Source organism: Luteimonas chenhongjianii (genome assembly GCF_002327105.1).
Classification (GTDB): domain Bacteria; phylum Pseudomonadota; class Gammaproteobacteria; order Xanthomonadales; family Xanthomonadaceae; genus Luteimonas; species Luteimonas chenhongjianii.
On the sequence record NZ_CP023406.1, the window covers coordinates 981664 to 1005282 of the forward strand.

Sequence of the window (23619 nt, forward strand, 5' to 3'; positions counted from 1 at the left end):
GTCGCCGCGCGGCCGCGGCGCATCGCTGCAACGAGGACGTTCTACATGACAACCCGACACCTGCTGGCCACCGGCCTGACCGCAGCACTGCTCGCTCTGACCGCCTGCCAGGATCCGGAGGCCCGCGCCGCTGCCCAGGCCCAGGCGCAGGCCGCGACGAACGAGGCGCAGGCCGCAGCGAACGAACGCGATTTCGAGTCCGCAGTCGCCATCGAGAACTGGGCGCTGGCCAAGGCCCAGGCCGACGTGCTGCTGGCGCGCTATCCCGACACCGAGGCCGCGGCCCGGGTGCGCGCGAAGTTCGACGAGGTCAAGGCCAAGGGCGACGCGGTGCGCGAACAGGCGCGCACGCAGGCGCTGTGGTCCTACAACACGGCCAATGTCGAGGGTGGCCTGCAGCTCTCGGCGGCGATCTACGCCCGCGACGAGGTCGATGTCGACGGCAGCGGCGCCAAGCAGGTGCGGCTGATCTTCCGCGACCATCCATCCTGGGGTCGCAGCAGCTACCTCGTGCTGCAGGCCGGCGATTTCGACTGCTATCCCAGCTGCCGCGTTTCGGTGCGTGTCGACGACGGCGAGCCGCGCCGGATGGCCGCGAACCGGCCCCGGACCGACGAAGCCATCGCGATGTTCATCGACGACGAGCGCGCGCTGTGGCGCCTGCTCGACGGCGCCAGCACCGTTGCCATCGAGTTCCCGGTCAAGGCCGGCGGCACCCGGACCGCGGTCTTCGAGGTTGCGGGTCTGGACCGGACCAGACTGCCCGGGTGGAATTGAGCGGGAAGGCCCGCCCCGCCTCCCCGGCCGAGCCGGGCCACCGCAGGAATCCGCGGCTCTGACCGATCCCGGTCCCGCGAGCCGCGCGCTGCGCAGTCCCGAAACGCGACCGGCGCCGCTGCGTATCCCCGGCTGGCGACGGCTGCCGCGTCACGCGCAGCTGGCGCGGGCGCACGTTGTGCGCGGGCACGTTGCGCGAAGAGTGCGACGCCTCAGCGGCAATTGGCCTCGGCAATGGCCATGCGCTGGTTGGCGGCGTTGCGCTCGCGCACGGCGGCCCGTTGCTGCGCGTCCCGACTGGCGCGCAGGCCGCTGCGGTCCGCGGGGTCGGCCGCATCGCCGCCTCGCGCGGCGCGCTGTGTTTCGATCGCGGCCGCGCGGCGTTGCGCGCTGCGGATGCGCGCATCGCTGGTCGGCGTGATGGTGCGCGCCGCCTGCTGCAGGCAGCGCTCGCGAGCGGGATCCCGCGTCGCCGGGGTCTCGATCTGCGCCGGCAAGCGCGACGGCGCATCCACCGGGCGCAAGCTGCCGCTTGCACGTGCGGGTGGATCAGCGGGATTGCGCAGCTGCTGGGCAAGCGCCGGAAACGAGGCCGCTAGCAGCAGGGTCATCAGCAAGGTGACGCTTCGCATGAGGAATCCGGAAGTCCGCGCATGGCGCGCATCTGCCTGACAGATGCCGCTCCGGTGGCGTTGGATCAAGCCGCGCCGCCCCGTGGATTCAGGGGCGGTCGGGGTGCGGGCCCTGACCGGTCGCCGGCCGCATCCGTGGGTTCCAGCTCGGCGACGGGCGCCGGCGGCTGTCCGGGCACTTCCGCGGGAATCGCCACCGGCTCGCGTTCCTCGCCATCGAGCATGTGCGCATGCCGCCAGCCGCCCCAGCGGTAGTAGGCGATCGCCAGCAGCATCGCGACGAAGGCACTGACCGGAAAGCTCCACCAGATCGCGTCGATGCCAAGGCTGGGCTGCAGCAGGGTGGCGACCGGCACGCGCACGCCCCACAGGGTGCCCGCCAGGATCAGCAATGGCGCCAGCACGGCGCCGGTCGAGCGCACCACGCCAAACAGCACGAAGGTCACGCCGAAGAACAGGAACGACCAGATCGCGATGCGGTTGAGGTGGCGCGCGGTGTCGAGCGCCACGCTGGCATCGCCGAGGAACAGCGACAGCGCTGCGCGGTCGAGCAGCAGGAGCAGGGTGATGAGCCCGCCGGTCAACAGCAGGTTGAACGCCACCGCGGTGCCGGCGATGCGCGACACCCGGTCCCACCGCCCGGCGCCGACATTCTGGGCGGCCATTGTCGAACATGCCGCGCCGATCGCCATCGCCGGCATCTGCACATAGGTCCACAACTGCAGCGCCGCGCCGTAGCCTGCGGTCGTGTCGACGCCGTGCACATTGACCATCGAGATCATCGCGATCATCGCCGCCGACAGCATCACCATCTGCAGGCCCATCGGCACGCCCTTGACCAGCAGTGCACGCACGATGGCCCAGTCGGGCCGATAGAGATTCCGCTCGTTGCGGTGGATCCACAGCCGGTGCCGGCGGTGACGCAGCCAGCCGAGCAGGGCGGCGAGTCCCAGCGCGTTGGCGATCAGGCTGGCCATGGCCGCGCCGGCCATGCCCATCGCCGGCCACGGGCCGATACCCAGCATCAGCAGCGGCACCATCACGATGTCCAGCGCCACCACCAGCAGCAGGAACAGGAACGGCGTGCGTGCGTCGCCGGCGCCACGCAGGATCGCCGACAGGAACGCGAATGCGTACAGGAACGGCACCGCCAGGAAGATCAGCTTCAGATAGGCTTCGGCGTGCGGCAACGCCCCTGCGGGCGTGCCCATCCACACCAGCACATGCCGCGACAGCGGCAGGCCGATCAGCGCGACCAGTACCGATGCGCTCAGGAAGAACGTCGCACTGGTGCCGATGACCCGCTTGGCGCCGGCCAGGTCGCTGCGGCCGATCGCCTGCGCCACCAGGATCGACGCCGCCATGCCCACCCCGAATACCGCGCCCAGCAGGAAGAACAGGATGTTGTTGGCGTTCGCGATCGCCGCCAGCGCGTCCTCGCCGAGAAAGCGGCCGATCCAGACCGCGTTGACCGAACCGTTGAGCGACTGCATGACGTTGCCGCCGAGGATCGGCAGCGCGAACGCGAACAGCGTGGGCGCGATCGCACCGTGGGTGAGATCGCGCGGGCGTGCGGGTGGAGCGGCGGGGGAGGCAGATCTGGATTCCGGCATGTGCGCATTCAACCGGGAAGCGGATCGCGGCACGGTGAGGGCGGCTGCGCTCGCGGTGCGCCGTCGGCAAGTCGCGACGGGGCGGCGGACATGCAACGCGCCCGGAACCTCGGGCCGGGCGGACGCCGCCCGCATGCGTGGACATGTCACCTGGGCGTCGCAATGCGCTGCCGCCACGGGTAATCGCCACTGCGGACCCCGGCAGGGTGGTCATGCTCGTCGCGCGCGTCAGATCACGCGACGCAGGGGGGCAGATCGGGGCCGGCATACGACAAGGCGATATCGGTCCGCAGTAGCGCGCCTGGCAGCCTGTCTTTGTTGGCTGACAGGGCGATTCTCAGCCCGCGGCCCGGGCCGGGACATGGTGTACCCATTGCCGAACAATGTGCTGGACCGGAGCAACCTGCTTCGCAACAGCGCCGGGAGACCGAAAGCTGATGCAGGCGCGATCCGGGCCGAGCCATTGCAACAGGCGTTGCGGATCTTCAATCGAGTCGTGCGCGATGGAACTCTTCTTGGCGCCCAGGTGCAGGATGAGCTGGAGGGGAACCTTGCCGTTCAAGCGCATGGTGGCGAAGTGCTCGCCGGTGTAGAAGCTGGGGGCATTCCACTTGATCTCTTCCCCGATGTCGTCGGCGGACGCAAGGATCGCGCAGCGCAAAGCTTCGACGTCCCCCCGCAGTCGCGGGGAAAGGCCGGCAATGTAGTCGGCCACGGAACCTGCGGAAGGAGACTTGCGACTGCCCATGGCCGCTCCTGCGTGGGTCAGCGCTGGAACCAGGTCACGCCGCGAAGCGGCGGCTTGAATGAATTGTTGGCACTCAGCTACGGACGGTGAGCCGTGTAGCGTGCGAAGTGCTTCCCTTCGCCATCGGGCTGAGCAGCCTCGAGGACGAACAGCCACGTATCCGTGTCCGGGCTATAGGTGAACGTATCGAGGAACGCGCCGCTCTCGTAAGGAATGGTGAACTGCACCGTGTTTGCGGACACTGATCCGGTGCCGTGCGGTACCGAGTGTTTTGCCCCGAAACTGTCCATCCAATGAGCGATGACAGTCCCGCTCTCGGTGTCGTAACCGATCAGAACCCGAGCCTCGTACTGCGAGGGCACCTGCACATCATTCATGTGGATTTCTGTGAAGGCGCCATGGAGCGTAGGCCCCGCGACCATCCGGTAAGTCACCGGCTCGCCCATGACATCTCCAGACATGACCCACTCACCGTCCAGCGCTTTCAGCGGCGCCGGTCGGTCTGGAATCTTCGGATGGTCTTGGGCGCTCAGCGCCCCTGCGGCGAGAAGCATTGCCGCGCCCACAATTGCTGCAAACCGCATCGAACTTTCCCCGGACTGCTGACGTTTGTATTAGGCCCCGCCGCGAAGCGGGTGCGGCTTGAATGAACTGTCAGCCGTCGCCGCGACGCGGGATTGCCTGCTGTGACTGATGATCGATGGGTGCCGATGTGTGCTCATGGAAGATCTTCCACGCATCTCCAGTCCTGCGCAGGGCCATGGTGGCCCGATTGCTGAGAGATCTGAGCGCTATGCCGTCAGGCGCCACCGCAGTGTAGGTGAGAATGGCATGGCCAATAGCCAGGTCTTCGGACACAGTTGAATCGGCACTGTCGCAAGTAACGACAACACGCTCATCCCCGAGCGATGAGAACCAGCCCGCAGCCATGTCACGCCATGCCGCCAGGCCGCGAATTGACCATGTGCCCCACATGTCGAAGACATGGATGTCCTGGTCATAGAGTGCGGCGAATGCGTCAACATCCTTGGCGAGAACGGCCTCCACATATGCGGCAAGCGCGCGGGAGAATGGATTGTCTTCACCCATCTGCGAGAACCTCTCTGTGGGGGCTAACACCAGAGTTAAGCCGAGGCGCGTAGTGGAGCCGACCACATGGCAAGCATTACCTGCCATGTGGTCGGTGCAACGAAGCGACTTCGGCTTGAACGCATTGTTAGGCCTCAGGCTGTCGGTGCTCTATCGCAACGTTACGGCGAGCCCTTAGCACGAGTGCGTAGAGCACCAGTACGATGAAAATGACACTGACGACGAATAGGGCTAGTACATTGGTGCTCAGAAGTTGATCAAGAGTATTTCCCGCTGGATCTGACCATGCAAGTCGACGAAGCTTATCTTCGTTGCTCTCAATCCTGCTCAAGAGATTAGCTCGAATCGCTCGATGGGCATCCTGTTGGATGGACAGCATTGCCTGGGATTTATACGGTTCGATTGTAGAGCGCGCCAAATAAGCGTCTTCGGCCTTCTCGCAGTAAAGCGTGGCCAGTGACTCCTTTTTTTGAGTGGACTCAATGCACTCTGTCGTCAGGTTGTACGCGTTCCTTAGTAGCACTTGATCCGTGCTTATTAACACTTGTTGGTTTTGAAGGTCTGTTGCTTCTTTTGATCGTTCAAGCAGGCTGTCTACGTAAAGATAGCTCACCCCAAGGATTACCACGGAAACGAAGGAAATCAGAACTAACGTCCGGATTACCGAGATGGCAGCCCAGCGCGTTACTGCATTGACGATCTCCTTCGCTGCTTTCAGTTGCTCAGTTGTTTCTTTCACGCTTGGAGGCATGTTCCGATCCTGAGGCCTAACGCCAGAATTAAGCCGCGTTGCGGAGCAACATCGGCTTGAATGAATTGTTAGGGGGTATACCAGCGCCAGACGGCGCCGATGAATGCAAGCGCTGCGCCGATAAGCCCCAGAAGCTCAAAGCCGCGAGCGGTCTTGTGTGGTCCTTTGACTTGTGGCCATAGAGGTCCGGAGAAGCTGACGGGGTTCTTGTACGCGTTCAGACCCAGGCAGAGGAAACCGAAAGCGGAAAGGGCGTAATGAGGTGAGCGATTTGCGGCAAAAGATGCAAAGAAGTAGACGCTGATGGCGCCGAAGAAAAGCAGCCATACCCAGCGGCTTGCCTTTGAATCTGTGAGTTGCGTCTGCGTTTCCATATACCCCCTAACAGTTGAATTAAGCCGCGCCACGAAGTGGCGTCGGCTTGAATGAATGGTTAGGCCTCATGCCGCATATGCTGGCGAGCGAGACCTGCGACCTCTAGAAAAAGCTCCCGTGCTACTCGCTCTGCTGCCGCCAAGCTGTCGACGCGGAACCTGTAGACCAGTTCCGCGCGAGCGGCGACGCCTTGAGGGAGCCTAGCCGAAAGCGGCCAATTGTCAGACACATAGCGCGCTAAAGGCTGCTTGTCCGACGACAGCAGGTGGAGGTGGGTCTTTAGCAACTCCACGGAACGCGTGCTGATGTTCATGGGGCCTAACGCCGGAATTAAGCCGCGCCGCGAAGCGGCGTCGGCTTGAATGATTTGTTAGGCAGTGAGTGGCCAGAACGGTTTGATGCCGCAACCGTGCTCCCCAGCACTGCCGCCTTTTGCCGAGCTTGCCACAGACTGCGGGACGGGGCTTGCCCGGTGAGCCTTGAAGCGCGGTGCGACCGAAGCCGTGGCCAGGTGGTACCGGGAAACTGCCGAAGCGGAAACCACCTGAAGGTTTTGTTCCACCACGGCCTAACGCCTGATTAAGCCGACCCACGAAGTGGGTTCGGCTTGAATTAATTGTTAGGCCGCACCGCGAGCAAGTTACTCACAGCCGACCCCATCATTGTCACGGTCCAGATGCGAACCGTACCCCGGATCGCCGCGTCGCACTGGTGCTGCGCCCGCGGCACGAGCCGCCGCGCAGTTGCGAAATGAGCCTTGTGTGGAACCCGCTGGCGCGGCTCTCGCAGGAGCAAGGTCTTGGCGGGACGCTGCCGGCGCCTGGGCCGAACTAGCCCGATGACAGTGATAGTCGCCTGTGCTTCTGTTGGTGTGGCACCCCTCGCTGTTCAAGCCGCCACTATGTCCAACGACCACGCCTGGAGCCAGAAGCAGAGCCAGAAACACCGATTTCTTTGGACTAGGCATGCGCCCCCCCCGTGCGGCCTAACTACTATCGGACCGCCTAAATGCGGTGTAGCGCCGAGTATCGGGCAAGCAGGCCTCCCTGGATAGGGGCGCTTACCTTGCCGGATCAATCGCTTGCAATGTGCGCGCGGTGCCGGAGCCTCCGGCGGTATCCGGCTGAAACGCGGGCGTATGAGTTACGCCAGCCGATCTGCGGGTGTAACAGCGAGCGCGCCCGGCGCCGCTGCGATCTTTCGCCCGATAGGCACGCCTGACGGTCCCGTTTCCCGGAAGCGGCTTTGGGTTGCGATGTCCGGCCTGGCGGGTGGCGCCACAACGAAACAGGGCGGCCCGAAGGCCGCCCTGTCTTCGTACTCTTCAGTGCCGCTGGAATCAGGCGTTGCTGCTTTCCAGCGAATAGCCGAACTGCTGCTTGAACTGCAGCGAAAACTCCGCGTAATCGAAACGCTGGTTCTGCGTGCCGGGGTGTTCGACCTTCAGCGCGCCCATCAGATTTCCGATGCGGCCGATGGTCAGCCAGTCGTAGCCCTTCTCGATGCCGAAGATCAGGCCGGCGCGGAACGCGTCGCCGCAGCCGGTGGGGTCGGTGATGCGACGTTCGTGCGCGGGCGGGACATCGTGGCTGGTGCCGTCGGCGTAAATCACCACGCCCTTGGGGCCGCGGGTGCAGATATAGGCGCGCACCTTGCCGGCGATGACGGTCTCGTTCCAGTCGGTGCGCTCCTGCAGCAGGTTGGACTCGTAGTCGTTGACGACGACGTAGTCGGCCAGTTCGATGAAGTGCCGCAGCTCCTCGCCGTTGAACAACGGCATGGCCTGGCCCGGATCGAAGATGAAGGGAATGCCGCCCTCGTGGAATTCGCGGGCGTTCTGCAGCATGCCGTCGCGGCCGTCCGGGCCGACGAGCCCGATCGTGACGTTCGGCACGTCCTTCACGTGATTCTCGTGGCTGCGCATCATCGCGCCCGGATGGAAGGCGGTGATCTGGTTGTTGTCGAGATCCGTGGTGATGAAGGCCTGCGGCGTGAACAGGTCGGGAATCTCGCGGACCTGGGACAGGTCGATCCCGTTTTCCTCGAACCATTCGCGGTAGGGGCCGAAATCCTGCCCCACGGTGCCCATTGGGATCGGCTCGCCACCCAGGAGTTTCAGGTTGTAGGCGATGTTGCCGGCGCAGCCGCCGAATTCGCGACGCATCCGCGGCACCAGGAACGAGACGTTCAGGATGTGCACTTTATCCGGCAGGATGTGGTTCTTGAACTGGTCAGGGAACACCATGATGGTGTCGTAGGCCAGGGAGCCGCAGATCAGCGCAGGCATCGGGTGGAAGCTCGTTCGTAGGGGCCCACAGGGTACCGGCGCGTGCAGGCCGAGGCCAGCGCGCAGGCCCGGCGCCAGACGTGAGCGACCAGTCGGCGGCGGCGCAATCGGGGGCGCCCCGGGCCGCGTGCGGGCGGCTTTTTTGCTAGGCTAATCCGCTTCGTTTCGCCCTCTCGCCGGACGCCCTCTCCCGATGTTCAAGAAGTTCCGCGGTCTCTTCTCAAACGACCTGTCCATCGACCTGGGCACCGCCAACACCCTCATCTTCGTCCGCGGCCAGGGCATCGTGCTCAACGAGCCGTCGGTCGTGGCCGTGCGCCAGGACCGCAGCGCCGGCCAGAAGGTCGTCGCCGCCGTGGGCATGGAAGCCAAGCAGATGCTCGGCCGCACGCCCGGCAACATCACCACGCATCGCCCGATGAAGGACGGCGTCATCGCCGATTTCACCTACACCGAGGAGATGCTGAAGTACTTCATCAAGAAGGTGCACAAGTCGCGCTTCCTGCGCCCCAGCCCGCGTGTGCTGATCTGCGTGCCGGCCGGCTCCACCCAGGTCGAGAAGCGCGCGATCAAGGATTCGGCGCTCGAAGCCGGCGCCCGCGAGGTCTCGCTGATCGAAGAGCCCATGGCGGCTGCGATCGGTGCCGGCCTGCCGGTCACCGAGGCGCGCGGCTCGATGGTCGTCGACATCGGCGGCGGTACCACCGAAGTGGCGGTCATCGCGCTCAACGGCATCGTCTACTCGCAATCGGCGCGCATCGGGGGCGACCGCTTCGACGAGTCGATCATCAACTACGTGCGCCGCAACCACGGCATGCTGATCGGCGAATCCACCGCCGAGCGTATCAAGCTCGAGATCGGCTGCGCCTACCCGCAGGAGCATCCGATCGAGGTCGAGGTCTCCGGTCGCCATCTGGCCGAGGGCGTGCCCAAGATCGTGACGATCAGCTCCAGCGAAGTGCTCGATGCGCTGCGCGAGCCGCTGTCGGGCATCGTCGAGGCGGTCAAGCAGGCGCTCGAGCAGACCCCGCCCGAGTTGTGTGCCGACGTTGCCGAGCGCGGCATCGTGCTGACCGGTGGTGGCGCGCTGCTGCGCGATCTCGATCGCCTGATCAGCGAGGCCACCGGCCTGCACGTGCAGGTGGCGGAGGATCCGCTGACCTGCGTGGCCCGCGGCGGCGGCCGTGCGCTGGAGCTGCTCGACCTGCACGGCAACGAGTTCTTCGCGGACTGATGCCGTCGGCCCCGGCCTCCACGAGCGGCGTCGCGTCCTGATGCGTGACGCCGTCCTGCGCTCCCGGGCCGCCAGCGCCCGTCCGCGCAGGCGGTCGCGGGGCGGGGCGCGTGGCCTCCCCATCACCGCTGCCCTTCGCCGGTCCTGATCCGTGTCTTCCTACGCCAGCTCTCCCGCTCCCAGACCCGGCGAGGTTGCGGGCACCCTGCGCCTGCTGGCCTATCTGGCGCTGTCGTGCGCGCTGCTGGTCAGCGATCACCAGGGCGGCTGGCTGTCGCAGTTCCGCCAGCAGGCGAGCATCGCGATGCAGCCGCTGTGGTGGCTGGCCGGGCTGCCGTCGCGGGTGGGGGCGAGCATGCGCAACGATGCCGCCACCCGCACCCGGATGGCCGCCGACAACCGCCGGCTGCGCAACGAGCTGCTGGTGCTCAACGCCGGCCAGGCGCGGCTGCGCGTGGAGGCGGTCGAGAACGCCCGCCTGCGGGCACTGCTCGGCGCGGTCGAGCAGGGCAGCCTGGACGTGCAGCTGGCGCCGATCCTCAACGTGGACCAGGATCCGACGCGCCAGCGCCTGCTGCTCGATGCCGGCAGCCGCAACGGCGTGCGCGTGGGCCAGAGCGTCATCGACGCGGGCGGCCTGCTGGGGCAGGTCATCGCCGTCACCCCGATGACCGCCACCGTGCTGCTGGTGACCGATCTCGAGCACGCGGTGCCGGTGATCATCGCCCGCAACGGCGTGCGCCTGGTCGCTTACGGCAGTGGCCGCCCCGATCATCTCGCCCTGCGCAACGTGCCGCTGTCGGCCGACGTCGAGGTCGGCGACATCCTGGTGACCTCGGGCCTGGGCGGACGGTTTCCGCCCGGCTTCCCGGTCGGCACGATCACGGGCCTGGAGCCCGACGACAGCCGCGCGTTCCTGATCGGTGACCTGCGGCCCGCGGCCCAGCTCGATCGGGGCCGCGATGTGCTTCTGCTGCGCGATGTGGTGGTGCCGGTGACGACCGCCGACCTCGAGGCCGCCGCCGCCGAGCGCGAGGCCGCGGCGCTCGCCCAGGACGAAGCCGATGCCGCGGCCGGAATCGGGACCGGCGCTGCTGCTGGTGCTGGCGGGGACGGTGATGCGCCGGCCGAAGTCGAACCCGGCGCCGGCAGCGCGCCGGTGCCGGCCAGCGAGCCGCCCGCGGCGCAGGGAAGGCAGCGATGAGCCGCACGCACAACCGCTGGCTGCTGCCGGTCAGCCTGTTCATGGCCCTGCTGCTGGGCCTGCTGCCGCTGCCCACCGGCCTGCAGCCGTTCCGGCCGTTCTGGCTGGCGCTGGTGATCGCGTACTGGGTGATCGAGGATCCCGACCGTGTCGGCCTGGGCATCGCATTCGCGATGGGCCTGATCGCCGACCTCGCCTTTGGCGGCCTGCTCGGCGAGCAGGCGCTGCGGCTGGTGATCATGGCCTTCATCCTGCAGCGGTTCCGCTCGCAGCTGCGGTTCTTCCCCATCGCACAGCAGGCGCTGGCGATCGGCGGCCTGCTGCTCAATGACCGCGTGGTCAGCGCGGCAATCCACTTCGCGCTGGGCCTGCCGCAGCTGCCGTGGACGTACTGGCTGGCGCCGCTGATCGGCATGCTGCTGTGGGCGCCGCTGTACCTGGTGATGGACGCGCTGCGCTTCGGGCGCAGGTCCTAGGCGGGCCCTGACGATGGCCAGGCGCGGTCGCCGCCACGATATCCGCAGCAATGCCGTCGAGACGGCGGCGTTCCGCAGCCGTGCGCTGATCGGCTTGGCGGCGGTGATCGTCGCGCTGGGCGTGCTGGCGGGCTGGTACTTCAAGCTGCAGGTCATCGACCACGACATCTACGCCACCCGCTCGGAGGCCAACCGCATCAAGCCGCGGCCCGTCGTGCCCGGGCGCGGACTGATCCTCGACCGCAAGGGCCGCATCCTCGCCGAGAACGAGCAGGCCTACCGGCTCGACGTGACCCCCGAGGAAGCCGGCGACCTGCACCGGCTGGTCACCGAGCTGTCGCGGATCATCGCGCTGTCGCCCGACGACATCATCCGGTTCCACCGCGAGCGCCGCGGCCAGCGCTCGTTCCGCGCGGTCACGCTGAAGCTGCGGATCAGCGAGGACGAGATGGCGCGTTTCGCGCTGGACCGCTGGCGCTTCCCCGGCGTCGAGGTGGTGCCTTATCTCAACCGGCACTACCCCTACGGCGACCTGTTCGCGCATGTGGTGGGCTACGTGGGCCGCACCGACGAAAGCGATGTCGAACGTTACGGGCCCACGCACCTGCTGTATCCGCAGACCGGGCGCACCGGCCTGGAGCGCTACTACGACGAGGCGCTGCGCGGAAAGATCGGCTACGAGCAGGTCGAGACCAATGTCGAAGGCCGCGCGCTGCGCAGGCTGGGCCTGCAGCCGGCGACCGCCGGCGCCGACCTGCGCCTGAGCGTGGATGCCGACCTGCAGCAGGCCATGGTCATGGCCTTCGGCGGCCTGCACGGCTCGGCGGTGGCGGTCGATCCGGCCACCGGCAACGTGCTGGGCATGGTCAGCCTGCCGAGTTTCGACCCGAACCTGTTCGTCAGCGGAATCTCGCACACCGACTACCGCCGCCTGATGGACGACCCGGCGCGGCCGCTGTTCAACCGCAACGTGCTCGGCGGCGGGCCGCCGGGTTCGACGATCAAGCCGCTGGTCGCGCTGGCCGGCGTCGACAGCGGCCTGCGCACGCCCGCGTCGCGGGTGTTCTCGACCGGCGAATTCTTCATTCCCGGCCAGCGCCGCGGCTACCGCGACGCCGCCCGCGGCGCCGGCTGGACCGACCTGCGTGATTCGATCGCCCGCTCGGTCAACTACTACTACTACCAGCTCGCCTACGAGATGGGCATCGAGCGATTCGACGAATACATGACGCGCTACGGGTTCGGCCAGCGGACCGGCATCGACCTGCTGGGCGAGAACGCGGGCATCGTGCCGTCGCCGCGCTTCAAGGCCACGCGGACCCGCGAGCCCTGGTACGCCGGCGAGACCGTGATTGCCGGCATCGGCCAGGGCTACTGGATCGCCACCGCGCTGCAGCTCGCCCGCGGCACCGCCGCGATCGCCAATGGCGGGCAGCTCCACACCCTGCATCTGGCGGCCGAGCGCCGTGACGGCTTCGATGCGCCGTGGCGCGCGGTGCCGAGGCCGGCGCCGACGTCGATCACCGATCACCCCGAGCATCTGCGCGCGGTGCAGGAGGGCATGGTCACCACGATCCACGGCCGCGGCACCGGCACGCGCATGGCGATCGGCGCGGAGTACCGCATGGCCGGCAAGACCGGCACCGCGCAGCGGGTCAGCCGCCGTGGCAGCGCCAGTACCGATCCGCGCAACCTGCCTTACCACCTGCGCCACCAGGCCCTGTTCGTCGGCTATGCGCCGGCGGAAAACCCGACGATCGCGCTCGCGGTGACCGTCGAGCACGGCGGCTATGGCGGCACCACCGCCGGCCCGATCGCGCGGCGGATCTTCGATGCCTGGCTGCTCGGCAAGATGCCGGAGATGGACGTCGATGCCGTCACCGGCGCGCCGTCCGCGGGGGCCGGGACGGCGCCACAGGCCGCCCCTTCGTTCGATGCGGTGGTGGCCGGCGTGCGGACCGCGCCGCGCGACGCCAGCGGCCGCTTCCCCGGAGTGACGCCGTGAACGTGATCCTGCGCTGGCTGCTCGACATGCTGCAGCGTTTCACCCGCACGCTCGACTGGCCGCTGCTCGCCGCACTGAGCGCACTGATGGCGATCGGCCTGGCCGTGCTCTACAGCGCCACCAACCAGAGCACGGCGGCGGTGTTGTCGCAGGGCAGCCGCTTCGTCATCGGCCTGGGCGCGATGTGGCTGCTGTCGCGGGTGCCGGCCGTGCAGCTGCGCCGCTTCACCCCGGCGGCGTATGTGGTGTCGCTGCTGCCGCTGATCGCGGTGTTGCTGGTGGGCACCGGGCGCAGCGGCCAGCACTGGCTCAACCTCGGCGCGTTCTATATCCAGCCGGCCGAGCTGATGAAGCTGTCCTTGCCGATGATGACGGCCTGGTGGCTGGGCCAGCAGCCGCTGCCGCCGCGACTTGGCACCGTGCTCGTCGCCGCCGCGATCATCGGCCTGCCGACCGGACTGGTGATGCTGCAGCCGGATCTGGGCACCGCGGTGCTGGTGGCCTCGGGCGGGATATTCGCGCTGTACCTGGCCGGGCTGTCCTGGTGGTGGTTCATCGGGGGCGCCGGCGCCGTCGCGATCGCCGCGCCGGCTGCATGGCTGTGGTATTTCCAGCCCTACCAGAAGGCGCGGATCATGATGTTCCTCGATCCCGAATCCGACCCGCTGGGCGAGGGCTGGAACATCATCCAGTCGAAGATCGCCATCGGCTCGGGCGGATTCACCGGCCAGGGCTGGGGCAACGGCTCGCAGTCGCACCTCAACTACGTGCCCGAGCACACCACCGACTTCATCTTCGCGGTCCTCAGCGAGGAGTTCGGCTGGCTCGGCGTGGTGACGGTGCTGGGCCTGTACCTGTTCATCGTCGGCCGCTGCCTGTGGATCGCCAGCGAAGCGCGCGACGGCTTCTCGCGGCTGCTGGTCGGCAGCCTTGGCCTGGCGCTGTTCGTCTATGTGATCGTCAACGGCGGCATGATTTCCGGGCTTCTGCCTGTGGTCGGCGTGCCGATGCCGCTGTTGAGTCTGGGCGGCACCGCGGCGGTCTCGCTGCTGGCCGGCTTCGGTGTGGTGATGGCGGTGCAGGCCAGCGCGACGCGGCGGCGATGAGCGCCCTGCAAGCATGACGGCCCCTGACTGCGCAGCCACTGCGCTGCATGGCCTGCGCACGTGCGTGCTAACCTCGCCGCCGATGAGCCGACGCCCGTTTTTCCGACTCGCCGTGGCCGCGCTGCCTCTTGCATTGGCAGCGTGTGCGACCCCCGTCAATCCGTCCGATGGTCATGCCGCGGACTACGGTGCGGTGAAACCGCTGCCCGAGCCCACGCGTCCGGAAGGCGCGTTGCTCGCGCCGGTGCCGCAACCGCCCGAGCGCCCGGTCGCGCCGACCTCGGTCACCGATCCGGCGATTCCGCGCGCGCAGCGTGTCGAGAATTTCGTCACCTACACCGCGCAGACCTACGGGGTCGATCCCGCCCATGTGCGCAGCGTGCTGGCGCAGGCGACGGTGCAGCAGCCGATCCTCAACGCGATCAGCCGGCCGGCAGAGGCCGTGCGCCCCTGGCGCGACTACCGCCCGATCTTCATCAACGACGCGCGCATCAACGGTGGCGTGGCGTTCTATCGCGAGAACCGCACGGCCCTCGATCGCGTGGCGGCCCAGACCGGCGTGCCGGCCGAGTACATCGTCGCGATCATCGGCGTGGAGACCAGCTACGGCCGCATCACCGGCACGTGGAAGGTGATCGATGCGCTCTACACGCTGGCCTTCGACTACGCCCCGCGCGCGCCGTTCTTCGCCGGTGAGCTCGCCCAGCTGTTCGCGCTGGAGAAGGCGGAGCCGCAGCTCGACATCCTCGGGCTCAAGGGCAGCTATGCCGGCGCGATGGGCATGGGCCAGTTCATGCCGTCGAGCTATCGCCTGTGGGCCAAGGACGGTGACGGCGACAGCCGCCGCGACCTGCTGACCCACAAGCCGGACGTGTTCGCGTCGATCGCGAACTATTTCGTCGTGCACGGCTGGGACCGCGGCGGCCCGGTCGTCGCGCGCGCGCAGCGCGCCGCGTCGGCCGCCGACTTCAAGCCCGAGAACTGGGAGCCGGTGTATCCGCTGTCGGCGCTGGCCGCGCGCGGCTACACGCCTGCGCCGGGCGAGCCGACCGTCGAGGGCGCGACGCTGCTGTCGCTAGATGGCGAGGGCGGCAAGGAGCACTGGCTGGCGTATCGCAATTTCTACGTGATTACCCGCTACAACCGCTCGCCGATGTATTCGCTGTCGGTGCATCAGCTCGCCCAGGCGATCCGGGCCGGGGTCGGGCCGTGATCCGATGGCTGCTGCCGCTGTCGGCGCTGTTGCTGCTTGCCGGTTGTGCCGGCGGCAACAAGCGCGCGGCGGGACCAGCCGGAAAGGAGACGGTCGGCGCGCCGAAGCACTCCACCCAGGCGCATCGACCGGCATCCGCAGGCCAGCGCCGCGTGTCGCCGTATGCGCCGGCGCAGGAGGATCCCAACACCCGCGGCCACTACACCGCCGGTGGTCTGTACCGCCCGGGTGTGCCCGACAGCCTGCCGGCCTACCTGCCCGACGTGGATGCGATCCCCGAGCCGGAAGTCGTCGACCTGCCGCGCTCGCCGGTCGGCAACCGCAGTCCCTACCAGGTGCTGGGCAAGAGCTACACCGTGCTCGACGACCACAGCGAGTTCGCGGAGACCGGCACTGCGTCCTACTACGGCGCCAAATTCCACGGCCGGCTGACCTCCAATCGCGAGGTCTACGACATGTACGCCTTCACCGCCGCGCACAAATCGTTGCCGTTGCCGAGCTTCGCCCGGGTGACCAACCTCGATACCGGAAAATCCGTGGTCGTGCGCGTCAATGACCGCGGGCCCTTCCATGAAGGCCGGGTGGTCGACCTGAGCTATGCCGCCGCGGTGAAGATCGGCATCCATCCGGCGGGCACCGGGCGCGTCGAAGTGCGCGCACTGACGCCCGGCGAGAACGCGCGCCACGGCTACGATGCGGTCGCCACCGCCTCGCCCGGCGTGGCGCCGGCGGCCCGCGCCGCGGCCCCGGCCCGGACGCATGCGGCCCCGGTCGTTGCCTCGCCGGCGGCCAGCGCCATCGACGCAATCGTCGAGACCCTGCCGATCGCCAGCGCGCGTGCCGGCGAGCGGCCCGCGCCGGCGCCCCAGGCCGACCCCGCGAACGGTCGCTTCAACATGTACCAGAACGGCCGGATCATGACGGCCGACGACTTCGACGCCTGGCTCGCCGCGCGCGGCGTCAAGATCGAGAACGGTCGCCAGGTGCCGTTGCATCCGCAGCCCGAGACCGCGCAGACCGCGCCGGCCGCATCCGCGGCGACACCGGTCGCGCCCGCCGCGGCGCCGGGTCCGACCGCGCCGGTCGCCGCTGCAGGCGATGTCACCCTCCAGGTCGCTGCATTCGGTGCGCGCGCCAATGCCGAGCGCGCGCTGGCCACGCTGCAGGGCGCCGGCATCGCCGCGGCGCAGCTCTCCGACGGCACCGCCGCCGGCAAGCCGGTCTGGCGCCTGCGCGTGGGGCCGGTCGCGGCCGCCCAGGTCGCCGAAATGTCCTCGCGCGTTGCCCGTCTGGGCTTCGGCGCGCCGTCCGTCGTTCGCGACTGAACCTTCTTTTCAACCGCCGGCCTGCAACGACCGGCACCCCGGAGTCCTGCATTACATGAAAGTGTCCGTAGTCGTTTCGCGCATGCTGCTGGTGGCCGCGGCCACCGCGATGGTCGGCATCGCCGTCGCCCAGGATCCCGCGCCCAGGCCGCAGCCGGCAGCCACGCCGGCGGCCGCCGCGCCCGCGGCTAGCGACGACCTGCCGACCCCGCCGCCGCCCGCGATCACCGGCACCGCCTGGATCCTGATGGATTACGCGACCGGCCAGATGCTGGCGGGCCACAATCCCGATGAGCGCGTCGAGCCGGCCAGCATCACCAAGGTGATGACCAGCTACGTGATCGCCGCCGAACTCGCCGCCGGCAAGATCAAGCCCGACGACCAGGTGCTGATGAGCGAGAACGCCTGGCGCAAGGGCGGCGCCGGCACCGATGGCAGTTACAGCGGTTTTCCGGTCAACCAGACCGCGCCGCTGCTGGACATGGAAATCGGCATGGTCGTGCAGTCGGGCAACGACGCCGCGATCGCGCTGGCCGAGCACGTCGCCGGCAGCGAGGAAGCCTTCGCCCAGCTGATGAATGCCTACGCCGCGCGCATCGGCATGAAGAACAGCCAATTCGAGAACGCGACCGGTCTTTCAGGCCCCGAGCACTATTCGACCGCGCGCGACCTGGCGATCCTCGGCCGCGCGATGGTGCGCGACTTCCCCGAGGAGTACGCGCACAACAAGATCAAGGAATTCACCGTCGGGCCGATCACCCAGCACAACCGCAACCGCCTGCTGTGGCGCGACGATTCCGTCGACGGCATCAAGACCGGCCACCACAGTGGCGCCGGCTATTGCCTGATGGCCTCGGCCCAGCGCGGCGACCAGCGTCTGATCTCGGTGGTCATGGGTTCGACCAGCGAGGCGCAGCGCGCCACCGATTCGCTGGCGCTGCTCAACTGGGGCTTCCGCTTCTTCGAGACCCATGCCGTCTATGACGCGGAAAAGTCGGTTGCGACGCAGAAGGTCTGGAAGGGCAAGACCGACGAAGTGCAGCTGGGTGTCGCCGAGCCGATGCTGGTGTCGATGCCGCGCGGCAAGTACGCGCAGCTCAAGCCGTCGATGGACATTCCGCAGACGATCATCGCGCCGATCGAGAAGGGCCAGCAGATCGGCACCGTGCGCGTGATGCTCGACGACGAGGTGGTTGCCGAGCGCCCGCTGGTGGCGCTCGAGGCGGTCGAGGAAGCCGGTTTCTTCAAGCGCCTGTGGCACGAGTTCCTGATGTGGTGGAACGCCTGAAACCGGGCGGCCTACCGGCCGGATGATGTCGCCGGATTGATCCCTTCCCCCTGAAGGGATCGCGGTAGCGGAATGGAGTGTTCCTGGCCGTGGCCCGCGGGCGCGGTCGGCATGGTTGCGGCTGCGCCGGCCCTCCACGACGCAGCGCGTCAACGCTTGAACGAAAGGACGCTGCGGCGGATCCGCCGCTTGGGTTCCGCTGCCGCTGCCCCGATAATCTGCGCGATGGACATCACCTCCGACAATCCCGAACACGGCTTCCAGTTTCCCGGCACCTTCGAGATCACCGCCATGGGCGCGGCCGACGCCGGACTCGAGACCGAAATCCCGCGCCTGCTGATTGCCGCAGGCATCGCGGTGCTCGACGAGACCGTGACCACTCGCGCCTCGAGCGGCGGCAAGTACGTGTCGATCAAGCTGCACATCCGTGCCGACTCGCGCGAACAGTACGACGCGGCGCACGTGGCGCTGCGCGGGCATCCCGAAGTGAAGTGGACGCTCTGATCCAATGATCCGCCAGCTGCTCTATCGCAGCGGGCAGCTGTGCGAGTTCACCGGGTCCGATATGGCCGGCCTGCTGCGGCGCGCGCGTGATTTCAATGCGGGCCGAGGCATCGGCGGCATGCTGCTGTTCCACGACGGACTGTTCATGCAGGTGCTCGAGGGGCCGGCTGCGGCCGTGGATGCCCTGTATGCCCGCATCGCCGCCGACGTGCGCCACTGCGAGGTGCGGTTGCTGGTCCGCACCGAGCGCGCGGCGGCGCTGTTGCCGGGGGTGCCGATGGCCTGGGCGGAGACCCCGCCCGACGGCGATGCGCCGGTATTTCCGCGGCTGGAGAACGACCGCCGCGCCCTCGACCTGCTGGCGCGCGCTGGCGGCGACCGTATCGCCACCGCGATGCGCGGATTCCTGCAGGGTGCCGCGGTGCCCGAGGGCGGGCTGGGCTGTGCCCGGGTCGCGGAGCGGGTGCTGTGAGTCGCGCGCCGGCCATCGTGCGCCTGCTCGAACGGCAGCCCTACGTGCCGGTCTGGCGCGCGATGCAGCGCTTCACCGATGCGCGCGATGCGCAGACCACCGACGAGCTGTGGGTGGTGGAGCACGAACCGGTCTTCACCCTCGGCCAGGCAGGCAAGCCCGAGCACGTCCTGGCCCCGGGCGACATCCCGGTGGTGCAGGTCGATCGCGGGGGACAGGTCACCTATCACGGGCCCGGCCAGCTCGTCGTCTATCCACTGCTCGACCTGGTGCGGCTCGGGATCGGGGTGCGCGATTACGTGTGCCGGATCGAGCAGGCCATCATCGACACGCTCGGCGACTGGAACATCGAGGCTGTGCGCCGCGACGGCGCGCCCGGGGTCTATGTCAACGAGGCCAAGATCGCCGCGCTCGGCATCCGCGTGCGGCGGGGACGCACGTTCCACGGCCTGGCCTTCAATCTCGCGATGGATCTCGAACCGTTCCGGCGCATCAATCCCTGTGGCTATGCCGACCTGCAGGTCGTCTCGCTTGCCGATCTCGGCGGGCCGTCGTCGCCGGCGGCGGTCACACCCGCGCTGCTCGGCCACCTCGCTGCGCAGTTCGGCCTGGCGCTCGACAGCGGTCCGGCGCCGCCGCTGCCGGGCACTGAATGACACGCAGCATCCTCGCGCCTGCGGCAGACAGTGCCGGGGCAGGGACCTACAATGGCCGCCTGCTTCGCGTGAGCCCGTCATGACCCAGACTGCCGACAAATCGATTCCGCTGCAGGTGGTGTCCGCACCGCCGGCCGCTCCGTTGCAGACCGGCGTCAAGCAGGTCGCGGGCGACAAGATCGCGCGCTCGCCGGTGCAGTTCGCGGAGGCACCGGTGCTGCGCAAGCCATCGTGGATCCGCGTGCGCATTCCATCCAACGGCGCGGTCGCGGCGCTGAAGGCCAAGCTGCGCGAGAACCGCCTGGTCACGGTCTGCGAAGAAGCCAGCTGCCCGAACATCCACGAGTGCTTCGGCCACGGCACCGCCACCTTCATGATCCTCGGCGAGGTCTGCACCCGCCGCTGCTCGTTCTGCGACGTCGCCCACGGCCGGCCGAAGCCGCCCGATGCCGCCGAGCCGCTGAAGCTTGCGGCGACGATCGCCGACATGGGCCTGAAATACGTCGTGATCACCTCGGTCGACCGCGATGACCTGCGCGACGGCGGCGCCCAGCATTTTGTCGACTGCATCCGCGAGGTGCGCGCGCAGTCGCCGGCCATCCGCATCGAGATCCTCACGCCGGACTTCCGCGGCAAGGGCCGGATGGAGCGCGCGTTGGAGATCCTCAGGTCCGATCCGCCCGACGTGTTCAACCACAACGTCGAGACGGTGCCCGATCTCTACCGCAACGTGCGCCCGGGCGCGGACTACCAGTGGTCGCTCGACCTGCTGAAGAAGTTCAAGGCCCAGCATCCGGGCGTGCCGACCAAGTCCGGCATCATGCTCGGCCTCGGCGAGACCATGGAGCAGGTGCAGGGCACCCTGCGCGACCTGCGCGCGCACGACGTCGAAATGGTCACGATCGGCCAGTACCTGCAGCCCTCGTCCCACCATCACCCGGTGCTGCGCTACTGGACTCCCGAGGAGTTCAAGGCGCTCGAGGACTTCGGCATGGCGCTCGGCTTCCAGCACGTGGCCTCCGGCCCGCTGGTGCGTTCGTCGTACCACGCCGACCGCCAGGCGATGGAAGCCGGCGTCGCTGCCTGAGGCTCCTTCCCGCGTTAACACGTAGATCATTCTTCGCTCACGCAGTTCGCGTGCGCCACGGTTCACCGTGCGCTGAACGTAACGACAGTTCGCCGTCGCGGTCTTCCATGGATGGGCGCCGTACATGCAACTTTCGGCACTGTCGACGCGTCTGTTCACGCGACAGGCTCGAATGCATGTCGCATGATGAGCGCATCCGCAACCAGGACCCTGCATGAAAGTTTCCCGAGTCGTTTCCGGCTCCCTGATCGCCCTCGCGCTGGCGGTGCCGCTTGCGTTGATGGCGCGGCCCGATGCCGTCGCCAACGTGCCGGCGACCGCCCCCAATGTCGACCAGGTGGCCGCGTCGAAGCTGGTGTACGGCCTGCTCTCCGACAGCCGGTACGCTTATCGTCCGCGCGCGCTCGACGAGAGCCTCTCGGGTGAGATCTTCGACCGCTATTTCGAGAATCTCGACGGCGGAAAGCTGTTCTTCACCCAGCAGGACATCGCCCGCTTCGAGCCGCTGCGGGCGGGCATGGGCGCGGCGGTCCGCGACGGCAATGTGGCGCCTGCGCTGGAGATCTTCGCGCTCTACAAGCAGCGTGTCGCCGAGCGCATCGCCCACGCGCGCGAGCTGCTCAAGCAGGACATCTTCGATTTCAGCGGCAAGGACCGCTGGGAGTACGACCGCGAGGACGCCGCCTGGGCCGCCGACACGAATGAGCTCGACGCCCTGTGGCGGCAGTCCGTGCGCAACGACTGGCTGCGCCTGGAGCTTGCGGGCAAGTCCCCCGACGAGATCCGCAAGACGCTCGACCGTCGCTACCTCAACACCGCCAACACGGTTGCGTCGCTCAACGACGAGGATGCCTTCAGCAGCTTCCTCAATGCCTACACCGGCTCGATCGATCCGCACACCGACTACTTCAATCCGCGCGCCGCACGCCTGTTCAACCAGAGCATGTCGCTGTCGCTCGAAGGCATCGGCGCGCAGCTGCAGAAGCAGGACGACGTGGTCGTGATCCGCGAGGTCATCGCCGGCGGCCCCGCGGCGTTGAGCAACCGCTTCAAGCCCGGCGATCGCATCGTCGGCGTCGGCCAGGGCACCGACGGGCCGATGGAGGACGTGATCGGCTGGCGCATCGACGACGTGGTCGAGAAGATCAAGGGCCCGAAGGACACCCAGGTGCGCCTGGACGTGGTCCCGGCCGAGGCCACGCTCGACAGTGAACCGGTGCGCATCACCCTGACGCGCGCGCGCGTGCGCCTCGAGGAACAGGCCGCGAAGGGCGAGACGCTGACCCTGCCGGCCGACGTGCCCGGCGGCCGCGACAAGAAGATCGGCGTGATCAAGCTGCCGGCGTTCTACCAGGATTTCGAGGGTCGCCGGAACCGGGATGGCGAGTACGCCTCGGCGACCCGCGACGTCGCGCGCCTGCTCGAACAGTTCAAGGCCGAGAAGGTCGACGGCGTGGTCCTGGACCTGCGCAACAACGGTGGCGGTTCGCTCAACGAGGCGGTCGAGCTCACCGGTCTGTTCATCGACCAGGGGCCGGTCGTGCAGGTGCGCGAGTCCGGCGGCCGGGTCGGCGTGCAGGGCGACCGCGATCCGGGCGTGGCCTGGGACGGCCCGCTCGCGGTGCTGATCAACCGCGGTTCGGCTTCCGCATCGGAGATCGTCGCCGGCGCCATCCAGGACTACGGTCGAGGCCTGATCATCGGCGAGACCACGTTCGGCAAGGGCACCGTGCAGAACCTGGTGGATCTCGATCGCTGGCCGGCCAACGAGTCCAAGCGCTACGGCCAGGTCAAGCTGACGATCGCGCAGTTCTTCCTGCCCGGCGGCAGCAGCACGCAGAACAAGGGCGTGGAGCCGGACATCCATTTCCCGGTCACCGTCGATGCCACCGAGTTCGGCGAGAGCACCTACGACAACGCATTGCCGTGGACGCGGATCGCCGCGGTGCCGCATATCCAGTACGGCGACTTCAGTCCGCTGCTGCCGCGCCTCGAGCAGCTGCACGAGGCGCGCGTCGCCACGGACAAGGAGTTCACCTGGTGGGCCGAGGACATTGCCGAGTTCCGCGCCGAGCGCGAGAAGAAGTACGTCTCGCTGAACATGGATGAGCGCCGCGCCGAGCGGGATCGCCAGTCCGAGAAGCGCCGGGTGCGTCAGGAAGAGCGCATCGCGCTCGGCCTCGAACTCGACCCGCTGGCCGAGGATTCCGACGACGACGGCCTGCAGGCCAGCGAGCGTGCGATCGCCCAGCAGGCCCGGCTGGAACAGGCTGCCGAAGATCGCCCCGATCCGTTGCTGCGGGAGGCGGCGGCGATCCTCGCCGACGCGGTCCGCCTGCTCAACGCCGACCGCGCCCTCTCGGCCGCCGTGTTGCCGGTATCGACCGCGCCGGGCCGCTGGGCGCGCTGATCGGCTGACGGTTCTGCCCACGAAAACCGCTGCGGGCGATCGCAGCGGTTTTTTTCTTGCCCGAAAAGCGCCGGTGTCATCCTCGAACCGGGGCGTGGACCGCAGGACCGCCCGCCATGCGCAGGCGGCGGGGCTCTCGTGCATGCGGGAAGCCAGCTCGAACCTTCGCCGGGTTCGCGACGCGTGGGTGGTGTCGGGCGAGCAGACGCTTCGTCCCCCGTGGATCGTGTCCGGCCCGGGCCGCCACGTGTCAACCTGCACCGAGCTCACGGGCTTTCCGATCGCCCCTCGGGGCGTATGAGCCGAAACGCCATGCGAGCGGCCTCCAGTGGCGGCAGGCCTACGGCGGACACCTAAGGCGGGGGCG

General features: G+C 68.0%; 23 protein-coding genes. 14 read left to right on the forward strand and 9 right to left on the reverse strand.

Annotated features, from left to right (window positions below):
• Positions 1–45 precede the first annotated feature (45 nt).
• Positions 46–777, forward strand: coding sequence for a hypothetical protein (locus CNR27_RS04430; RefSeq protein WP_096300288.1), 732 nt, complete (start codon positions 46–48; stop codon positions 775–777).
• A 212-nt stretch (positions 778–989) separates the two neighbouring features.
• Here CNR27_RS04430 and CNR27_RS04435 read toward each other — a convergent pair whose 3' ends face one another.
• The 9 genes from CNR27_RS04435 to CNR27_RS04470 form a co-directional block, all read right to left on the reverse strand.
• Positions 990–1409: a flagellar biosynthesis protein FlhF gene (locus CNR27_RS04435; protein ID WP_096297111.1), complete on the reverse strand. Its 420-nt coding sequence runs from the start codon at positions 1407–1409 to the stop codon at positions 990–992.
• Positions 1410–1474: 65 nt separating this feature from the next.
• Positions 1475–3022, reverse strand: coding sequence for an MATE family efflux transporter (locus CNR27_RS04440; RefSeq protein ID WP_096297112.1), 1548 nt, complete (start codon positions 3020–3022; stop codon positions 1475–1477).
• Between the two features lie 337 nt (positions 3023–3359).
• Complete coding sequence (locus CNR27_RS04445; protein WP_096297113.1) at positions 3360–3770, reverse strand: DUF1801 domain-containing protein; 411 nt, start codon at positions 3768–3770, stop codon at positions 3360–3362.
• A gap of 77 nt (positions 3771–3847) precedes the next feature.
• Positions 3848–4354, reverse strand: a complete 507-nt coding sequence (locus CNR27_RS04450; protein ID WP_096297114.1) for a DUF1579 family protein — start codon at positions 4352–4354, stop codon at positions 3848–3850.
• A 70-nt stretch (positions 4355–4424) separates the two neighbouring features.
• Entirely contained in the window at positions 4425–4859 is a 435-nt protein-coding gene (locus CNR27_RS04455; protein WP_096300290.1) for a YybH family protein, read from the reverse strand.
• Positions 4860–4986: 127 nt separating this feature from the next.
• Positions 4987–5610, reverse strand: coding sequence for a hypothetical protein (locus CNR27_RS15190; protein ID WP_157745260.1), 624 nt, complete (start codon positions 5608–5610; stop codon positions 4987–4989).
• Between the two features lie 68 nt (positions 5611–5678).
• Positions 5679–5984, reverse strand: coding sequence for a hypothetical protein (locus tag CNR27_RS15195; RefSeq protein WP_157745262.1), 306 nt, complete (start codon positions 5982–5984; stop codon positions 5679–5681).
• 641 nt (positions 5985–6625) lie between these two features.
• Positions 6626–6952: an excalibur calcium-binding domain-containing protein gene (locus CNR27_RS15880; protein ID WP_096297116.1), complete on the reverse strand. Its 327-nt coding sequence runs from the start codon at positions 6950–6952 to the stop codon at positions 6626–6628.
• A gap of 372 nt (positions 6953–7324) precedes the next feature.
• Positions 7325–8272, reverse strand: a complete 948-nt coding sequence (locus CNR27_RS04470; RefSeq protein WP_096297117.1) for a carbohydrate kinase family protein — start codon at positions 8270–8272, stop codon at positions 7325–7327.
• Positions 8273–8465: 193 nt separating this feature from the next.
• Here CNR27_RS04470 and CNR27_RS04475 point away from each other — a divergent pair, with 193 nt between their 5' ends.
• The 13 genes from CNR27_RS04475 to CNR27_RS04535 all read left to right on the forward strand — a co-directional run bounded on the left by CNR27_RS04475 (position 8466) and on the right by CNR27_RS04535 (position 23252).
• Entirely contained in the window at positions 8466–9506 is a 1041-nt protein-coding gene (locus CNR27_RS04475; RefSeq protein ID WP_096297118.1) for a rod shape-determining protein, read from the forward strand.
• Between the two features lie 151 nt (positions 9507–9657).
• Complete coding sequence (mreC, locus tag CNR27_RS04480) at positions 9658–10710, forward strand: rod shape-determining protein MreC (RefSeq protein WP_096297119.1); 1053 nt, start codon at positions 9658–9660, stop codon at positions 10708–10710.
• Positions 10707–11186, forward strand: a complete 480-nt coding sequence (gene mreD, locus CNR27_RS04485) for a rod shape-determining protein MreD (protein WP_096297120.1) — start codon at positions 10707–10709, stop codon at positions 11184–11186. The genes mreC and mreD overlap by 4 nt, the downstream gene beginning before the upstream one ends.
• Before the next feature lie 13 nt (positions 11187–11199).
• Entirely contained in the window at positions 11200–13191 is a 1992-nt protein-coding gene (gene mrdA / locus CNR27_RS04490) for a penicillin-binding protein 2 (RefSeq protein ID WP_096297121.1), read from the forward strand.
• Positions 13188–14297, forward strand: a complete 1110-nt coding sequence (rodA, locus tag CNR27_RS04495) for a rod shape-determining protein RodA (protein WP_096297122.1) — start codon at positions 13188–13190, stop codon at positions 14295–14297. The genes mrdA and rodA overlap by 4 nt, the downstream gene beginning before the upstream one ends.
• An 82-nt stretch (positions 14298–14379) precedes the next feature.
• The gene (gene mltB / locus CNR27_RS04500; RefSeq protein WP_096297123.1) at positions 14380–15510 is read left to right on the forward strand and encodes a lytic murein transglycosylase B; all 1131 of its coding nucleotides are present in this window, start codon (positions 14380–14382) and stop codon (positions 15508–15510) included.
• Positions 15507–16835 carry a septal ring lytic transglycosylase RlpA family protein gene (locus CNR27_RS04505; protein ID WP_096297124.1) on the forward strand — a complete coding sequence of 443 codons (1329 nt, stop codon included), beginning with the start codon at positions 15507–15509 and terminating at the stop codon, positions 16833–16835. The genes mltB and CNR27_RS04505 overlap by 4 nt, the downstream gene beginning before the upstream one ends.
• A gap of 55 nt (positions 16836–16890) precedes the next feature.
• Complete coding sequence (locus CNR27_RS04510; protein ID WP_425435481.1) at positions 16891–18123, forward strand: D-alanyl-D-alanine carboxypeptidase family protein; 1233 nt, start codon at positions 16891–16893, stop codon at positions 18121–18123.
• Positions 18124–18348: 225 nt separating this feature from the next.
• Positions 18349–18627: a DUF493 family protein gene (locus CNR27_RS04515; protein WP_096297126.1), complete on the forward strand. Its 279-nt coding sequence runs from the start codon at positions 18349–18351 to the stop codon at positions 18625–18627.
• A 4-nt stretch (positions 18628–18631) separates the two neighbouring features.
• Entirely contained in the window at positions 18632–19099 is a 468-nt protein-coding gene (locus CNR27_RS04520) for a BLUF domain-containing protein (protein WP_096297127.1), read from the forward strand.
• Entirely contained in the window at positions 19069–19755 is a 687-nt protein-coding gene (gene lipB / locus CNR27_RS04525) for a lipoyl(octanoyl) transferase LipB (RefSeq protein WP_096297128.1), read from the forward strand. Before CNR27_RS04520 ends, lipB begins: the two co-directional genes overlap by 31 nt.
• A gap of 79 nt (positions 19756–19834) precedes the next feature.
• Entirely contained in the window at positions 19835–20842 is a 1008-nt protein-coding gene (gene lipA, locus CNR27_RS04530) for a lipoyl synthase (protein ID WP_096297129.1), read from the forward strand.
• 214 nt (positions 20843–21056) lie between these two features.
• Positions 21057–23252 carry a carboxy terminal-processing peptidase gene (locus CNR27_RS04535; protein WP_096297130.1) on the forward strand — a complete coding sequence of 732 codons (2196 nt, stop codon included), beginning with the start codon at positions 21057–21059 and terminating at the stop codon, positions 23250–23252.
• The last annotated feature ends 367 nt before the right edge of the window (positions 23253–23619 follow it).

What these genes read in the sequence shown, in the direction of transcription:
- CNR27_RS04430 (WP_096300288.1), top strand. Translation starts at nt 46, where the DNA reads ATGACAACCCGACACCTGCTGGCCACCGGCCTGACCGCAGCACTGCTC.
- CNR27_RS04435 (WP_096297111.1), bottom strand. Translation starts at nt 1,409, where the DNA reads ATGCGAAGCGTCACCTTGCTGATGACCCTGCTGCTAGCGGCCTCGTTT.
- CNR27_RS04440 (WP_096297112.1), bottom strand. Translation starts at nt 3,022, where the DNA reads ATGCCGGAATCCAGATCTGCCTCCCCCGCCGCTCCACCCGCACGCCCG.
- CNR27_RS04445 (WP_096297113.1), bottom strand. Translation starts at nt 3,770, where the DNA reads ATGGGCAGTCGCAAGTCTCCTTCCGCAGGTTCCGTGGCCGACTACATT.
- CNR27_RS04450 (WP_096297114.1), bottom strand. Translation starts at nt 4,354, where the DNA reads ATGCGGTTTGCAGCAATTGTGGGCGCGGCAATGCTTCTCGCCGCAGGG.
- CNR27_RS04455 (WP_096300290.1), bottom strand. Translation starts at nt 4,859, where the DNA reads ATGGGTGAAGACAATCCATTCTCCCGCGCGCTTGCCGCATATGTGGAG.
- CNR27_RS15190 (WP_157745260.1), bottom strand. Translation starts at nt 5,610, where the DNA reads ATGCCTCCAAGCGTGAAAGAAACAACTGAGCAACTGAAAGCAGCGAAG.
- CNR27_RS15195 (WP_157745262.1), bottom strand. Translation starts at nt 5,984, where the DNA reads ATGGAAACGCAGACGCAACTCACAGATTCAAAGGCAAGCCGCTGGGTA.
- CNR27_RS15880 (WP_096297116.1), bottom strand. Translation starts at nt 6,952, where the DNA reads ATGCCTAGTCCAAAGAAATCGGTGTTTCTGGCTCTGCTTCTGGCTCCA.
- CNR27_RS04470 (WP_096297117.1), bottom strand. Translation starts at nt 8,272, where the DNA reads ATGCCTGCGCTGATCTGCGGCTCCCTGGCCTACGACACCATCATGGTG.
- CNR27_RS04475 (WP_096297118.1), top strand. Translation starts at nt 8,466, where the DNA reads ATGTTCAAGAAGTTCCGCGGTCTCTTCTCAAACGACCTGTCCATCGAC.
- mreD (WP_096297120.1), top strand. Translation starts at nt 10,707, where the DNA reads ATGAGCCGCACGCACAACCGCTGGCTGCTGCCGGTCAGCCTGTTCATG.
- mrdA (WP_096297121.1), top strand. Translation starts at nt 11,200, where the DNA reads ATGGCCAGGCGCGGTCGCCGCCACGATATCCGCAGCAATGCCGTCGAG.
- mltB (WP_096297123.1), top strand. Translation starts at nt 14,380, where the DNA reads ATGAGCCGACGCCCGTTTTTCCGACTCGCCGTGGCCGCGCTGCCTCTT.
- CNR27_RS04510 (WP_425435481.1), top strand. Translation starts at nt 16,891, where the DNA reads ATGAAAGTGTCCGTAGTCGTTTCGCGCATGCTGCTGGTGGCCGCGGCC.
- CNR27_RS04515 (WP_096297126.1), top strand. Translation starts at nt 18,349, where the DNA reads ATGGACATCACCTCCGACAATCCCGAACACGGCTTCCAGTTTCCCGGC.
- CNR27_RS04520 (WP_096297127.1), top strand. Translation starts at nt 18,632, where the DNA reads ATGATCCGCCAGCTGCTCTATCGCAGCGGGCAGCTGTGCGAGTTCACC.
- lipA (WP_096297129.1), top strand. Translation starts at nt 19,835, where the DNA reads ATGACCCAGACTGCCGACAAATCGATTCCGCTGCAGGTGGTGTCCGCA.
- CNR27_RS04535 (WP_096297130.1), top strand. Translation starts at nt 21,057, where the DNA reads ATGAAAGTTTCCCGAGTCGTTTCCGGCTCCCTGATCGCCCTCGCGCTG.